Raw genomic sequence first — 13,634 nt, 5'->3', positions numbered from 1 at the left:
CCGCTCCGCCGAGTGAGATGCCGGTCACAAATCATATGCGCGATCGACCTGCGCTGCGGCAGCATCGAAACCATGCGGATCCTCGTCACCGGAGCGACAGCGAATATCGGCCGCAAGGTCGTCGACCACCTACTTTCCCTGGGCGCGAAGGATATTCGCGCTCTCACCACCAACCCGGCCAAGGCGGCGCTGCCCACCGAAGTGGAGGCGGTCCGGGGCTTCATCGGTCGGCCGGAGACCCTGGCCGGAGCGTTCGACGGGGTGGACCGCATGTATCTGGCGCCCAGTCCCGACACCACCGCCGACGTGCTCGCGCTCGCGCACAAGGCCGGGGTCCGGCATGTGGTGGCGCTGGACGGAGAGCCCGAAAGCTGGTGGGGCACAGTCACCTCGGCGGTCGAGAACAGTGGGCTGGAGTGGACCCACCTGTGGCCGGGCGACTTCTTCGAAAACGTCGGCATCTGGGCGCAGCAGATCCACACGACGGGCACGATCCGCGAACCGCATCCGGATGCCGCGAGCACCCCTATCGCCATGGACGACATCGCCGCCGTGGCCGCCGCCGCACTGTTCGAGGACGGTCACGCGGGCAAGACCTACCCCCTCACCGGCCCCGAAGCCCTGACCCGCAGAGAGCTGGTAGCCCAACTCGCCGCCGCCCTCGGCTACGACATCCCGTTCGTCCCGGTCTCCCGCGACGAGGCCGTCGCCGTTTTCACCCCCGCCATGGGTGAGACCGCCGAGTGGTACGTCGACAGTGTGCTCGGCGGCCTCGCCGCCCAGACTCCCGCCCCGAACCGCGTCGTCGAACAGGTAACCGGCCGCCCCGCAACCACTTTCGCCGAGTGGGCCGCCACGAACGCGGCAGCGACGATCGGCCCGCGACCGACTCTCGACGCCTGACAGGACACGAATCCGACGGCCGGGCACCGTCCGCACAGGTCGGTCAGCACACTGCCGTAGACCGGCGTGCGTCGCGGTCAGCTCAGCGCCGCGACCACACGGCCGCGTCGCGCATACGAATCCTGTTCCGCCGGTGCCATTTCCCCGGCATGCGCGGTTCGATCGACAAGGCAGTATCCGGCATCGTCACGCAGGCGGATGCGGGGCGGCGGCTCGACGGGCAGCCGCAGCCGGACCCGGTCGCGGTCGACGGGATCCGGTGGGCGCAATCGCGCGGTACGCCCGCTGGGCTCGGACGGCGGGGGCGGGGGCGGCTCGGGAGGCAGGTACGGCACCGGCACCGGCGTCTCCCCCACCACCATGACGGTCTGCCGCTCCGCCCGGAACAGCATCCCATTGCCGTACCAGTCGAAAACCAGCACCCGCCCCGTCAACGCCACCTCGAGATGCCGCAGCGCACCACCGAACATGTGCTCCAACGGTTCCGACGCCGCATGGAACCCGCAGGTGCAGTCGAGATCCGGCGCGGGATGGCTGCGCCCGCGCCCGCATTCGGCGACCGCATCGGCCGGATAGATCGGATACCCGCGCAGCGGCACGAACAGATTCCCCTCCGCGAGCCGCGCCACCTTGAACGCCCAGACCACCCACATCCCGTCGTCGGTCCGCCGCAGACTCCGCGAGACGACATCCGGGACCGCCGGGTACTCGCTGGTCCCGGCCTCGAACGCCGCGATATGTCTGCCGCCTTCGCACATGGCGTACCTCGCTATGGGTCGACTGCGTCCGAGAGTACGCCCGCACCGGCACCCGTCCCGGCGCGCCGCCGACTACACAGGAAACCCACAGCCCTGCCGCAATCCAGGAATTCTGCTGCCGTACAGCAGGATCCACGCCGCCCCTTCGATCTTGTCAGCCACCTCTGCGCCGGTCCCGGGCTCGCCGATCACCACGGCCACGCCCCCGGCCCGAGCCCCGACAGTGCGCACCTCGAAGCACGCTGCACGGTCCAGGGGACTTGCCAGAACCAGCGCCGCCCTCCGATCGCGCACCGGCCTGGTCTATCGGCGCAGTGTGCGCCGGTACTCGGCCGGAGTGGTGCCGGTGGCGGCGCGGAGGTGGACGCGCATGGCGGTGACGCTGCCGAAACCGGCTTGGGAGGCGACGACTTCGACCGGGAGTTCGGTGGTTTCGAGGAGTTCGCGGGCGCGGGCGGTGCGCTGGGCGTCGAGCCAGCGGCGGGGGGTGGTGCCGACTTCGGATTTGAAGGTGCGGATGAAGGTGCGCTCGCTCATGAGGGCGTGTTCGGCCAGGGCGGGGACTGCCAGCTCGGGGGCGGGGTCGGCGGCGGCCCAGTCCAGGGTGGCGGCGAGGCGGCCGCGCATGCCGTTGTTGCGCACTGGGTTCGGGATGTATTGGGCTTGGCCGCCCTCGCGGTGGGGCGGGCGGACATTCCAGCGGGCCACGTCTGCGGCGATGGACGCGCCGAGTTCGCGGCGGACGATGTGCAGGCACAGGTCCCAGCCGGCGGACAGGCCCGCCGAGGTGAGGACGTCGCCGTCGTCGACATACAGTGCGCCGGAATCCAATCGGACGGCCGGGTAGGCGCGGGCGAAGTCGGCGCAGAAGGCCCAGTGGGTGGTGGCGGGCCGGCCATCCAGGATCCCGGCCTCGGCCAGCACGAATGCCCCGATGCAGATGCTCACCATGGTCGCGCCGCGCGCGGACGCCGCCCGCAGCGCGTCGAGCACCTCGCTGGGCACGGGGCCGGGGAGGCGGCCCGGCACCACCACGATGTCGGCATCGGTGAGCGCCTCGAGCCCGTGGTCGACGTGGATCGCGAAGCCGTCGGGCGTTTCGACCCGGCCCGGTCGCACGCCACAGGTGTCGAGCCGGAAGGCGAGCGGTTCGCCGTCCTTGCCGGGACACCAGCGGAACGCCTGCACGACACAGGTCAGGTCGTAGGTGATGAGTCCGTCCAGGGCGAGCGCCACAACCTTTCGCACACCGCCATTTTGGCAGAAATCCGAGCATCACTGGCATTCATGCCACTCGTCGGCCACCCGAGCAGCCGATGTACTGACAGCAGCACCGGAACAACGTGGGAGGTCGACATGAGCGCGCCGAAGGGCATCGATTGGGAGTGGGCGATCACGACGGGCGGCACCCTGAGCGCGCGGCAACGCCGCCAGCTCACCGGCACACTGATTTCCGCGCTCCCCCGCATGCTCACCGGTCAGGTCAAGCTCGCGCTCGGCCGCCGCGGTCCGGGCCGGGTGGATTTCACCGACCTGCGCCTACCGGATTCGAAACTGGCCAAGGCCGCGGAAACCGAAGCGCGCGAATGCCTTACGCCGCATGTGCTCGAACATTCCTACCGCAGTTACTTCTTCGGCCGCGCCCTCTCGGAGCTGGACGGCGTCCCCTACGACGACGAACTGGCCTACGTCTCCTGCCTGCTGCACGACCTGAACCTCGAACATCCCACCCCCGGACGGTGTTTCGCGGTCACGGGAGCCGAACGCGCCATGGACTTCGCGCTCGCCTCGGGCGCGACCCAGGACCAGGCCGACATCATCGGCAAGGCCATTGCCGCCCACCTCACCGTCGGCGTCGCCGACGACCTGGGCGATCTGGGCTTCGTCTCCGCGGGCGCGGCGGTCGACGTCTTCGGCGGCAGAATGTGGGACCTCGACCCCGCCTGGGTGACCGATCTCCTTGCGCGCCACCCCCGCTACGACTTCAAACGCCACATGACGGCCGCGGTCACCACCGAAGCCGCCGCGGTCCCCCACGGCCGCGGCCACTGGCTCATGACCACCGCTGCCTTCCGTCAGCTCATCCGCATGGCCCCATTCCCCGAATAGCGCTGCGACGCAGGCCGGGTGGCAGGGTTGCGCCCGGCATCTGCCCCGCCCGAACAGGTTTCGCGGCTCAGGCCAGTTGTTCGATTTTCGCGGCGAGCTCTGCGCCGGTCATGGGTTCGCGGGCGATGACGGCGATGGTGTCGTCACCGGCGATGGTGCCGACGATTTCGGGCAGCGCCGCCCGGTCCAGGGCGCTGGCCAGGAAGTGCGCCGCGCCCGGGGGTGTGCGCAGGACGGCGATGCTGCCGCTGGCGTCGGTGGACACCAGCAGGTCGCCGAGGAGTTTGGAGAGGCGTTCGGTGCCGCCGGTGACGCCGCGGACGGGGCTGCCGTCCTCGGGCACCACGTAGACCCCGGCCCCGCCGTCGGCGGCGCGGAGTTTCACCGCGCCGAGTTCGTCCAGGTCACGGGAGAGCGTGGCCTGGGTGGTTTCGATGCCTTCGGCGGACAGCAGGGCGGCCAGTTCGGTCTGGCTGCGGACCTCGTGCTGGGACAGAATCGCGATGATCCGGGCCTGGCGGCCGGCGCGGGTGCGAGCGATCGCCGGGCCGGATTTGGCCGACGATCGCTCGCGTCGCTCACCGCTGCTCATGACGCGCCGCCGAGGTGTTTCTCCAGCAGCCACACCAGTAGCGCCTTCTGGGCGTGCAGGCGGTTCTCCGCCTCGTCCCAGACCGCACTGTGCGGGCCGTCGATGACCTCGTCGGTGATCTCCTCGTTGCGGTGCGCCGGAAGGCAGTGCAGCACGGTCACATCCGCGGCGGCGCGGGCCAGCAGCGCCGCGTTCACCTGGAAGGGCCGGAAGGGGGCGACGCGGTCGCGGCCGTCGTTCTCCTGGCCCATGGACATCCAGGTGTCGGTGACGAGCGCGTCCGCGCCGTCGGCCGCCGCGAGGGGATCATTGGTGATGGTGATTTTCGCACCGGTTTCGGCGGCCCGCTTCTGGGCCAGTTCCACGATCCACGGCAGCGGCTCGAAACCCGCTGGGGCGGCAATGGTTACGTTCAGACCGGCGGTGACGCCGCCCAGCATGAGCGAGTGCGCCATATTGTTCGCGCCGTCGCCCAGATAGGTGAGGTTGCGGCCGGTGAGGTCGTCGCCCTTGCGTTCCCGCAGCGTCTGCAGGTCGGCCAGCACCTGGCAGGGGTGGAACTCGTTGGACAGCGCGTTCACCACGGGAACCGTTGCCGCGCCCGCCATTTCGTCGAGACGAACCTGTTCGAAGGTGCGCCACACAATGGCGTCGACATAGCGGGACAGCACGCGGCCGGTGTCGGCGAGGGTCTCCTCGCGGCCCAGCTGGGTGTCGCGGCCGTCCACCACGACGGCGTGCCCGCCGAGCTGCGCGATGCCCATCTCGAAGGAGAAACGCGTACGCGTGGAGTTCTTCTCGAACATGACCGCGATGCCGCGCGGACCATCGAGCGGGCGGCGGGACAGCGGAGCCTTCTTCAATTCCGCGGCCAGCGAGAGGATTTCAGCCTGCTCGGCCGGGGTGACATCGTCGTCACGCAGGAAATGCCGGATGCTCACTTGCTCTCCTCCGCCTTGGCCTGCGCGGCATCCAGAATGCTCGGCAGGTCGGACACGAAATTCTCGGCCTGGGTCTCGGTCAGCACCAGCGGCGGCGCGAGCCGAATGACATTGGGCTTGGCGGGATTCACGAGGTACCCCGCCTCCCGCGCGGCCTCTTCCACCTGGGCGGAAACATTCTCGGTCAGCTGAATGCCGATGAGCAGGCCCGCGCCGCGCACGTGGTCGACCAGCGGGTGATCCAGTTCCTCGACGCCCCCGGCAATGATCTTGCCGACGGATTCGACGTGCGCCAGCAGCCCTTCCTCGTCGATGGTGCGCAGCACCGCCAAAGCCGCTGCGGCACAGACGGGATTGCCGCCGAACGTGGTCCCGTGCATGCCCGGCTGCAACAGCTCCGCGGCCGGCCCCTGCGCCAGCACCGCACCGATCGGCAGCCCGCCGCCCAGCCCCTTGGCCAGGGTGATCACATCGGGCACGATGCCCGCCGCCTGGTGCGCGTAGAACGCCCCGGTGCGCCCGATACCGGTCTGCACCTCGTCCAGAATCAGCAGTGCCCCATGGTCTTTGGTGATCGCCCGCGCCTTGGCCAGATAGTCGGCCGGCGGCACCACCACGCCGCTCTCCCCCATCATGGGTTCGAGGAACACCGCGGCGGTCTGGTCGTCGACGGCGGCCTCCAGCGCGGCGGCGTCACCGTAGGGCACGTGCACCACGCCCGCGGGCATGGGCTCGAACGGCGCTCGCTTGGCGGGCTGACCGGTCAAAGCCAGTGCGCCCATGGTGCGTCCGTGGAACGCCTCCTCGCAGGCGACGATCTTGGTCTTGCCGGTGAGGCGCGCCATCTTGAACGCGGCCTCATTGGCCTCGGTGCCGGAGTTGCAGAAGAACGCCTTGCCGTGCCCGTCCCCGAAGTGCGCGAGCAGCCGCTCGGCCAGTTCGACAACCGGTTCGCTCGCATACAGATTCGACACGTGGCCGAGGGTGCCGAGCTGCTGCGTGACGGCCTCCAGAATGGCCGGATGCGCATGCCCCAGGCTGTTCACGGCGATGCCACCGAGGAGGTCCACGTAGCGCTTGCCGTCGGCGTCGTAGACGACCGCGCCCGCGCCGCGCACCAGCGCCACCTTCGGGGTGCCGTAGTTGTTCATCAGTGCGGCCGACCACCGCACCTGAATGTCGGCTGTACTCATGAGATCTCCTGAGCGGGGGTGACCATCGTGCCGATGCCCTCCCCGGTGAACAGTTCGAGCAGGACCGAATGCGGCACGCGACCGTCGATCACGTGCGCGGTGGGGACTCCGCCTTCCACGGCGCGCAGGCAGGCTTCCATCTTGGGCACCATGCCCGCATCCAGGCTGGGCAGCAACTTGGCAAGATCATCGGTGTCGATGCGGGTGGTCAGCGAGGACCGGTCCGGCCAATTCGTGTACAGCCCTTCCACATCCGTGAGAATGACCAATTTCTCCGCACCGATGCCCTCGGCCAGAGCGGCCGCGGCGGTGTCGGCATTGATGTTGTGCACCACGCCGTCCGCATCCGGGGCGATGGTGGAGACCACCGGAATGCGGCCCGCCGCAATGAGATCCAGCACCGCGTCGGGATTGACCTCGGTGACGTCGCCGACCAGGCCGATATCGGTGGGCAACCCGTCCACGTTCACGGTGCGGCGGGTGGCGGTGAACAGCCGCGCGTCCTCACCGGAGATGCCGACCGCGTACGGGCCGTGGGCATTGATGAGCCCCACCAGTTCCCGGCCGACCTGACCGAACAGCACCATGCGCACCACATCCATGACCTCGGGTGTGGTGACGCGGAAGCCGCCGCGGAATTCGCCTTGCAGGCCGAGCTTTTTCAGCATGGCGCTGATCTGCGGGCCGCCGCCGTGCACCACCACCGGGTGCACGCCGACGGTGCGCAGGAAGGCCATGTCGGCGGCGAAGGCCCGCTTGAGCTCGTCGTCGATCATGGCGTTGCCGCCGTACTTCACGACCACGATCTTGTCGCGGAACTTCTGCAGCCACGGCAGCGCGTCGGCGAGAACGTGCGCCTTGTCGAGGGCCGTGAGCCCGGAGATGTCGGCGCTCATGAGCTGTAGGCCGAATTCTCTTCGACGTACCCGTGCGAGAGGTCGGTGGTGCGGATGGTGGCCTGGCCGTCGCCGAGGTTGAGCTCGACGAGCACCTGGATGTCGGGCCCGGACAGATCCACCTCCCGCGCGCCGGGCGCGCCGACGCCGTCGACGCACACCGGAGACCCGTTGAACGACACCGAGATCCGATTCGGATCCAGTTCGATGGGCGCGATGCCGATGGACGCCAGCACCCGGCCCCAGTTCGGGTCGGAGCCGAAGAACGCGGTCTTGACCAGGCTGTCGCGCGAGATGGCGCGTGCACCGATCAGCGCCTGCTCCTCGTCGAGAGCGCCGGTGACGGTGATGTGCACCCGCTTGGTGACGCCCTCCGCGTCGAACATGAGCTGCTCGGCGATGTCGTCGCACACCGCGTACACGGCCGCGTTCAGCTCGTCCTGGCTGGGCGCGACGCCGCTGGCGCCATTGGCCAGCAGCAGCACCGTGTCATTGGTGGAGGTGGAGCCGTCCACATCGAGGCGGTCGAAGGTGAGGCGGGTGGCATTGCGCAGCGCGGTATCCAGCTGCTGCGGCGTGGCCACGGCGTCGGTGGTGAGCACGATGAGCATGGTGGCCAGCGACGGTGCGAGCATGCCCGCGCCCTTGCCCATCCCGCCCACATTCCACTTGTCCCGGTGGTGGAAGGCGGCCTCTTTCGGCACGGTGTCGGTGGTCATGATGGCCCGCGCGGCCTCCGCGCCGCCGGAGAGGCCGCCGCCCATCTCGTGCACGATCTCGGTGATGCCCGGAATGAGCTTGTCCATGGGCAGCCGATCACCGATGAGACCCGTTGAGCAGACCGCGATCTCACCCGCGCCGGTCTCGGTTCCCCAGTTGCTCAGCGCCTTCGCCAGTTCCTCGGCGGTGGCGTGCGTGTCCTGGAAGCCGCCCGGACCGGTACAGGCGTTGGCCCCACCGGAATTCAGGATGACCGCGCGCAGCCGCCCGCCGGTGAGCACCTGCTGCGACCACAGCACCGGCGCGGCCTTCACCTTGTTGCGGGTGAACACACCGGCCGCCGAGTAGTCGGGTCCTTCGTTGAAAACCAGTGCCAGGTCCGGCTTTCCGTTCTTCTTGATGCCGGCCGCGATACCCGCGGCACGGAAGCCCAGCGGCGCGGTGACGCCCTGGGACCGGACCAGCTTGCCATCGTTGCTCGTTGTCACGGTGCCACTCCTACGGTGGAAAGTCCTGCGGTCTCGTCGAATCCGAGGGCCAGGTTCATCGATTGCACCGCAGCGCCCGCGGTGCCCTTGGTCAGGTTGTCGATCGCGCCGATGACCACCAGCAGCCCGGCGTCGGCGTCCACGGCCACCTGCAGGGTGACGGCATTGGAACCGAGCACCGAACCGGTCTGCGGCAGCACGCCTTCGGGCAGCAGGTGCACGAAAGGCTCGTCGGCATAGGCTTTTTCGTAGACGGCGCGGGCTTGGGCGGCATCCACCTTCACCGGCGCGGTGCAGGTGGCGAGAATGCCGCGCGGCAGCGGCGCGAGCACGGGCGTGAAGGACACCGCCACGTCGACGCCGCCGGCCGCCTTCAGGTTCTGGGAGATCTCCGGGGTGTGCCGGTGCGCGCCCGCGATGTTGTAGGCCCGCATGGACCCCATCACCTCGGAGCCGAGCAGGCCCACGTCGAGTTTGCGGCCCGCGCCCGAAGTGCCGCTCACCGCAACCACATTCACCGTCGGCTCGATGATTCCGGCCGCGATGGCCGGGGCCAGCGCCAGGCTCGCGACGGTCGGATAGCAGCCGGGGACGGCGATCCGCGTCGCCCCCGTCAGCTTCGCCCGCCCGCCCGGCAGCTCCGGCAGCCCGTACGGCCAGCTGCCCGCGTGCGGGGTGCCGTAGTACTTCTCCCAGGCCGCGCCGTCGGAGAGCCGGAAGTCGGCCCCGCAGTCGATGATGACGGTCGATTCCGGCAGCGCCTGCGCGATGGCCGCGGACTGGCCGTGCGGCAGTCCCAGGAACACCACGTCGTGTCCGGCCAGCTCCTCGACGGTGGTCGGCGCGAGCACCCGGTCCGCCAGCGGCAGCAGATGCGGCTGCAGGGAGCCCAGCGTGGTTCCCGCATTGGACCCGGCGGTCAGCGCCCCGATCTCGAGACGCCCGCTTCGATAGGCTGGATGCGCCAACAGCAGTCGCAGGACCTCACCGCCCGCGTATCCGCTCGCACCAGCCACCGCGACCCGCACCGTGGGCCCACCAGAGGTATCCGCCATGTGATGATTATGCACGACTGTGCAAGCTCATACACAAGCGGGTGCTGCCGAGTGACATCAGCCACTACGCGTGTCCGTGCGCGGGGGCAAACCGTTCGGGTGACCAAAAGAGAATCTGACAGCGGGCCGTCGCTCCGGCACACTCGACAGGGCCATGTACGACGACAAGACCGAAGAACTCCCGATTGTGCGCGGCCGCGCCGGCAATCCCCGAGCATCCGAGTCTCCCGCCCCGCGGCGCCGCCGCGGCTCGCATCGCAAGCCCGGCGGGCAGACCCGGTGGCTACGGGTGGCCGGGCGCGGGTTCATGACCCTGGCCGCGGTCACGGTCGTGACGGTCACCGGTGTCGTCTGGTACGGCGAGGGCAGTTTCGACAGCGGCTTCACCCGCTCGGACGTGGAAACCGTGGCCAGCCTCGACGGCGATATCAATATGCTGCTGATCGGCCTGGACACCCGCAAGGATCTGAACGGCAACGACCTGCCCAAGGAGATCCTGGATCAGCTGCACGCGGGCGACGGCTCCGAGGGCGGTTACAACGCCAATTCGCTCATTCTGATCCACATTCCGAAGGACATGAAGAAGATCGTCGCGTTCTCCATTCCGCGTGACGACTACGTGCGGGTGAGCGGCATCCCCGGCTATACCAACATCAAGATCAAAGAGGCGTACGGCCTGAAGAAGTGGAGCGAGGAGGAGAAGCTCGAGGCCAAGGGCGTGACCGACAAGGTCGAGCTCGAGCGCCAGGGCCGCGACGCCGGACGAGCATCGATCAAGCAAACGGTGGAGGAGCTGACCGGCGTCACCGTCAACCGGTTCGCGGAGGTCTCCCTCGCCGGGTTCTACGATCTGGCCGACACGCTCGGCGGCGTGGACGTCTGCCTGAACAATGCGGTAGACGACAGCTATTACTCCGGGGCCGTATTCCCCGCGGGCAGACAGCATCTCGACGCCGCACAGGCCCTCGCCTTCGTGCGGCAGCGGCACGGACTGCCCAATGGCGATCTGGATCGCACGCATCGGCAGCAGGCGTTCCTCACCTCGGTCGCCAACTCGCTGAAGAGTTCCGGCACCTTCACCAATCCCGTGCGGCTCAAGCAGCTCATGGATGTGGCGCACAAGGACATCGTGCTGTCGAAGGGCTGGAACCTCACCGACTTCGTCACCGACCTGGGCCGCGCCGCCTCACCGCAGGTGGAATTCCGCACGCTGCCGGTGCTGCGCTACGACAACATCAATGGCCAGGACGTGAATATCGTGGATCCGGCGGCCATCAAGCGGGAGGTGCGGGCGGCGTTCGGGGTCACCGCGCCCACGACGCCCACCGGTCCGACCGTCACCCCGGTCAGCACCCTCGATGTGGTGAACGCGGGCAGCGAGTCGGGCATGGCGTCGAAGGTCTCGAAGATCTTGGCCGCCAAGGGATTCACCGCGGGCACGATCGGCACGGGCAGCACCTACGACTACACGGCGTCGACGGTCTACTACGGCAGCGGCTCGCAGACCGACGCCGAGCAGCTGTCCGACATGCTCGGCGGCATCCCGGTCAAACAGTCCACCGATGTCGAGGCCGGTCACGTACAACTGGTGCTGGGCAGCGATTTCAGCCTCCCGGACGCCCTGGACCCGGCCGCGTCGACCTCGAGCACCACGACCACCACCTCGAACTCGGCGACCACCACCAGTAACGCGCCCGATGCCGGCAAGCCGGTCACCACGACGATCGGCTCGGGCATCCCCTGCGTGAACTGACCGGCGGGATGTCACTGGTCGCCCCGAATTGTTCACTGACACTCTGTATTGTGAGGCGCGACAACCCCGCACACGGACAGGGATGCGTATGTCTGCCAACACTTCCGGGACCGATCTCACGCTGAGCGGGCGGTTCAACCACTACTCCAGCACCTATCTGGCCCCGCTGGCGCACTTCTACGCCCGCCTGCACAGTCGCCTCTACGCGCGCTTCGGCGGCAGCCGCTTCACCACGCTGCAGGGCAAGCCGGTCTTCCGGCTGCTGCTCACCGGCCGCAAGTCCGGCGAACCGCGCCCGGTCATGCTCATGCTCGTGCGCGACGGCGACGATCTGCTCGTATGCGGTTCCAATGGCGGCCATCCCGGCGTCCCCAACTGGTGGAAGAACCTGCTCACCACCGCCGCACCGGCGGTACAGGTCGGCCGCGACACCTGGCCGGTGGACGTCCGCGTGGTCACCGACGAGGCCGAGTACGAAAAGCACTGGCGCACACTGGTCGCCGGCTACCCGGACTTCGCCACCTACCGGGCGCTGAGCTCACGCCGGTTCCCGATGGCCGTGCTGAGCCGCGCGGCCGGGAATCGCTGAGCCCTCAGCGCATCGGCACCAGCGAGTACATCCACCACGGGCGGCGCGGCATCTCGAAGCGGAACACCTGAATGTGCATGGTCACCCACTCGCCGGTGTCCGGATCACGCACCCGCATGGGCTTGCGCGGCACATCCTCCGGCGGAATATCGGTGTGCCACAGCCGATCCCAGTCCGGGGAGGTGGCGCACAGCGCGGATACCTCCGCGATGCGCTCACCCGGCACCAGGCCCGGGGCCATGTGCCGGAAGGCGTGCACCTGCAGGTGCGCCTCCCGCTCCCAATCGTCGATCACTTCGCGCGCAACGGGATTCGTCAGCATCCACACGATGATGTTGCCGCCGGGCTCGAGTCCCGGGAACGCCCGCAGGTACGCCTCGTTGGCGGCGACCACGTCCATACCCGGCATGGCCTGATAGCACGCCGGGTGCGGCAACCCGTCCAGGAAGTCCATCTCCGCGGGTTCGGGTGCGCCCCAATCGGATCCGAGTTTGGTCAGTTCGGATTGCAGGATGTTGGCAGCGTGTTCGCGGAACTGCACCGGCACCTCGAGGGCATCGAAGAGCACGCCCAGGGCGGTGGAGGTCGGCGCACGGGTGCCCTGCTCGATCTTCTGGATCAGCGCCTCGGAGACCCCGGCCCGCTTCGCCAGTTCAGCGCGTGTGAGCCCGGTCGCTTCGCGACGGGCGCGCAGATAACCGGCAATCGCCGAGCGGGCGGTCATGCCTTACCTCCTGAACAGGTACGTACCAGTGATATCGCTGCAAAACTACCGCGCCCCACGGTGTCGCGCGCATCCGGTAACCCATATCGCCCGATTCAGCAAATTCTGAGCCAACCCTAAACAGGGACAAAATGGGACAGGACTCCAGCTTGACGGCCACCCGCGCCAGCCGGGATGCTTTCGACGCCGTGCGATGCAGTACGGCCACCGCGGGTGCCCGGGAGGGGACGGCACGAACCCGGGCCACCGTCATCGTTCGACGGCGATCCGGGGCACGCGCCGAGGGGTTGCCGACACGGCGAGTCGGCGACGGCACCGGTACCTCGTGGAAACGCCGGCCCCGTGGCCGGTGAGCGCACACCTGACGCTCATCGGCCGCGGTGGCACAGGGCACACCCGGACCTCCGGCGGCGATCCCGCTCAGGACTCCTGCGACCACACCGCGAGCTCACCGCCGGGCATGCACACCACCAGGTAGCGGCCGGGTGCGGTGACCGTCCAGGCTTCGAAGAAGCGGTCCGGTTCGACCACCAGCCGTTGCCCGCTGTCCAGGTCGATGCGCAGCTGCCCGTCGGATGTGGCTGCGGCATAGGTGATCTCGCCATCGAGGGCCTGCACCAGCTCGTCGGTGTGCGGTTCCCCGGGGATGCGGTGCAGGGTCTGCGCACTCGGATCGTGCACGGCCAGTTCACCTTCGATGTGCAGCTCGTACTCGCCCGCCTCGATGATCAGCAGCGGATCGGACGACCGGACCGTGAGATGCTCTCCGATGATCGGCAGCTCCACCGTGGTCCTCCCTTCGGCACGACCTGATACCACTGTGCCCCAACCGGACAGCACGCGCCCGCCGAGTCGCAGCAGTGCGCGCACGACACGGGCCGGACACCAGATCGGTGCCCGGCCCGGATTCGCC

14 protein-coding genes are annotated in these 13,634 nt (G+C 68.8%); 4 read left to right on the top strand and 10 right to left on the bottom strand.

The annotated features are described in order from the left end of the window. Nucleotides 1-72 precede the first annotated feature (72 nt). Nucleotides 73-903, top strand: coding sequence for an NAD(P)H-binding protein (locus H0264_RS17765; protein ID WP_181585000.1), 831 nt, complete (start codon nucleotides 73-75; stop codon nucleotides 901-903). A 77-nt stretch (nucleotides 904-980) separates the two neighbouring features. On the opposite strand, the gene H0264_RS17760 is transcribed toward H0264_RS17765, so the two are convergent. Together H0264_RS17760 and H0264_RS17755 are read right to left on the bottom strand one after the other, a co-directional pair. Then, nucleotides 981-1,661: a hypothetical protein gene (locus tag H0264_RS17760; RefSeq protein WP_181584999.1), complete on the bottom strand. Its 681-nt coding sequence runs from the start codon at nucleotides 1,659-1,661 to the stop codon at nucleotides 981-983. 303 nt (nucleotides 1,662-1,964) lie between these two features. Next, entirely contained in the window at nucleotides 1,965-2,909 is a 945-nt protein-coding gene (locus tag H0264_RS17755) for a GlxA family transcriptional regulator (protein ID WP_181584998.1), read from the bottom strand. A gap of 30 nt (nucleotides 2,910-2,939) precedes the next feature. On the opposite strand from H0264_RS17755, the gene H0264_RS17750 reads away from it, so the two are divergent. Further along, nucleotides 2,940-3,770 carry an HD domain-containing protein gene (locus H0264_RS17750; protein WP_420832097.1) on the top strand — a complete coding sequence of 277 codons (831 nt, stop codon included), beginning with the start codon at nucleotides 2,940-2,942 and terminating at the stop codon, nucleotides 3,768-3,770. A gap of 67 nt (nucleotides 3,771-3,837) precedes the next feature. Here the strand turns inward: H0264_RS17750 and H0264_RS17745 are convergent, their stop codons facing one another. The 6 genes from H0264_RS17745 to argC are packed head-to-tail and all read right to left on the bottom strand — an operon-like array spanning nucleotide 3,838 to nucleotide 9,655. Then, nucleotides 3,838-4,362, bottom strand: coding sequence for an arginine repressor (locus H0264_RS17745; RefSeq protein WP_181584996.1), 525 nt, complete (start codon nucleotides 4,360-4,362; stop codon nucleotides 3,838-3,840). Further along, entirely contained in the window at nucleotides 4,359-5,303 is a 945-nt protein-coding gene (gene argF / locus H0264_RS17740; RefSeq protein ID WP_181584995.1) for an ornithine carbamoyltransferase, read from the bottom strand. Before argF ends, H0264_RS17745 begins: the two co-directional genes overlap by 4 nt. Beyond that, nucleotides 5,300-6,496 carry an acetylornithine transaminase gene (locus H0264_RS17735; protein ID WP_181584994.1) on the bottom strand — a complete coding sequence of 399 codons (1,197 nt, stop codon included), beginning with the start codon at nucleotides 6,494-6,496 and terminating at the stop codon, nucleotides 5,300-5,302. Before H0264_RS17735 ends, argF begins: the two co-directional genes overlap by 4 nt. Next, complete coding sequence (gene argB, locus H0264_RS17730) at nucleotides 6,493-7,392, bottom strand: acetylglutamate kinase (RefSeq protein ID WP_181584993.1); 900 nt, start codon at nucleotides 7,390-7,392, stop codon at nucleotides 6,493-6,495. Before argB ends, H0264_RS17735 begins: the two co-directional genes overlap by 4 nt. Continuing rightward, nucleotides 7,389-8,642 carry a bifunctional glutamate N-acetyltransferase/amino-acid acetyltransferase ArgJ gene (gene argJ, locus H0264_RS17725; RefSeq protein ID WP_420832096.1) on the bottom strand — a complete coding sequence of 418 codons (1,254 nt, stop codon included), beginning with the start codon at nucleotides 8,640-8,642 and terminating at the stop codon, nucleotides 7,389-7,391. Before argJ ends, argB begins: the two co-directional genes overlap by 4 nt. Beyond that, nucleotides 8,597-9,655: an N-acetyl-gamma-glutamyl-phosphate reductase gene (argC, locus tag H0264_RS17720; RefSeq protein ID WP_181584991.1), complete on the bottom strand. Its 1,059-nt coding sequence runs from the start codon at nucleotides 9,653-9,655 to the stop codon at nucleotides 8,597-8,599. The genes argJ and argC overlap by 46 nt, the downstream gene beginning before the upstream one ends. A gap of 154 nt (nucleotides 9,656-9,809) precedes the next feature. Between argC and H0264_RS17715 the strand changes: the two genes are divergently transcribed. Both H0264_RS17715 and H0264_RS17710 read left to right on the top strand, forming a co-directional pair. Continuing rightward, entirely contained in the window at nucleotides 9,810-11,408 is a 1,599-nt protein-coding gene (locus H0264_RS17715; protein ID WP_181584990.1) for an LCP family protein, read from the top strand. An 88-nt stretch (nucleotides 11,409-11,496) separates the two neighbouring features. After that, nucleotides 11,497-11,997: a nitroreductase/quinone reductase family protein gene (locus H0264_RS17710; RefSeq protein WP_181584989.1), complete on the top strand. Its 501-nt coding sequence runs from the start codon at nucleotides 11,497-11,499 to the stop codon at nucleotides 11,995-11,997. 4 nt (nucleotides 11,998-12,001) lie between these two features. Here H0264_RS17710 and H0264_RS17705 read toward each other — a convergent pair whose 3' ends face one another. Further along, nucleotides 12,002-12,721, bottom strand: coding sequence for a helix-turn-helix domain-containing protein (locus tag H0264_RS17705; RefSeq protein WP_181584988.1), 720 nt, complete (start codon nucleotides 12,719-12,721; stop codon nucleotides 12,002-12,004). 420 nt (nucleotides 12,722-13,141) lie between these two features. Next, complete coding sequence (locus H0264_RS17700; protein ID WP_181584987.1) at nucleotides 13,142-13,507, bottom strand: DUF6188 family protein; 366 nt, start codon at nucleotides 13,505-13,507, stop codon at nucleotides 13,142-13,144. Nucleotides 13,508-13,634: the final 127 nt, after the last annotated feature.

Source organism: Nocardia huaxiensis (assembly GCF_013744875.1).
Taxonomy (GTDB): Bacteria; Actinomycetota; Actinomycetes; order Mycobacteriales; family Mycobacteriaceae; genus Nocardia; species Nocardia huaxiensis.
Note: the sequence above shows the minus strand (reverse complement) of the source record. Positions and strands in the feature narration are given on the sequence as shown.

Excerpts from the sequence above, each read along its gene's own strand:
- H0264_RS17760 (WP_181584999.1), bottom strand. The coding sequence starts at position 1,661 with ATGTGCGAAGGCGGCAGACATATCGCGGCGTTCGAGGCCGGGACCAGC.
- H0264_RS17745 (WP_181584996.1), bottom strand. The coding sequence starts at position 4,362 with ATGAGCAGCGGTGAGCGACGCGAGCGATCGTCGGCCAAATCCGGCCCG.
- H0264_RS17705 (WP_181584988.1), bottom strand. The coding sequence starts at position 12,721 with ATGACCGCCCGCTCGGCGATTGCCGGTTATCTGCGCGCCCGTCGCGAA.
- argC (WP_181584991.1), bottom strand. The coding sequence starts at position 9,655 with ATGGCGGATACCTCTGGTGGGCCCACGGTGCGGGTCGCGGTGGCTGGT.
- H0264_RS17715 (WP_181584990.1), top strand. The coding sequence starts at position 9,810 with ATGTACGACGACAAGACCGAAGAACTCCCGATTGTGCGCGGCCGCGCC.
- H0264_RS17765 (WP_181585000.1), top strand. The coding sequence starts at position 73 with ATGCGGATCCTCGTCACCGGAGCGACAGCGAATATCGGCCGCAAGGTC.
- H0264_RS17710 (WP_181584989.1), top strand. The coding sequence starts at position 11,497 with ATGTCTGCCAACACTTCCGGGACCGATCTCACGCTGAGCGGGCGGTTC.
- H0264_RS17735 (WP_181584994.1), bottom strand. The coding sequence starts at position 6,496 with ATGAGTACAGCCGACATTCAGGTGCGGTGGTCGGCCGCACTGATGAAC.
- argB (WP_181584993.1), bottom strand. The coding sequence starts at position 7,392 with ATGAGCGCCGACATCTCCGGGCTCACGGCCCTCGACAAGGCGCACGTT.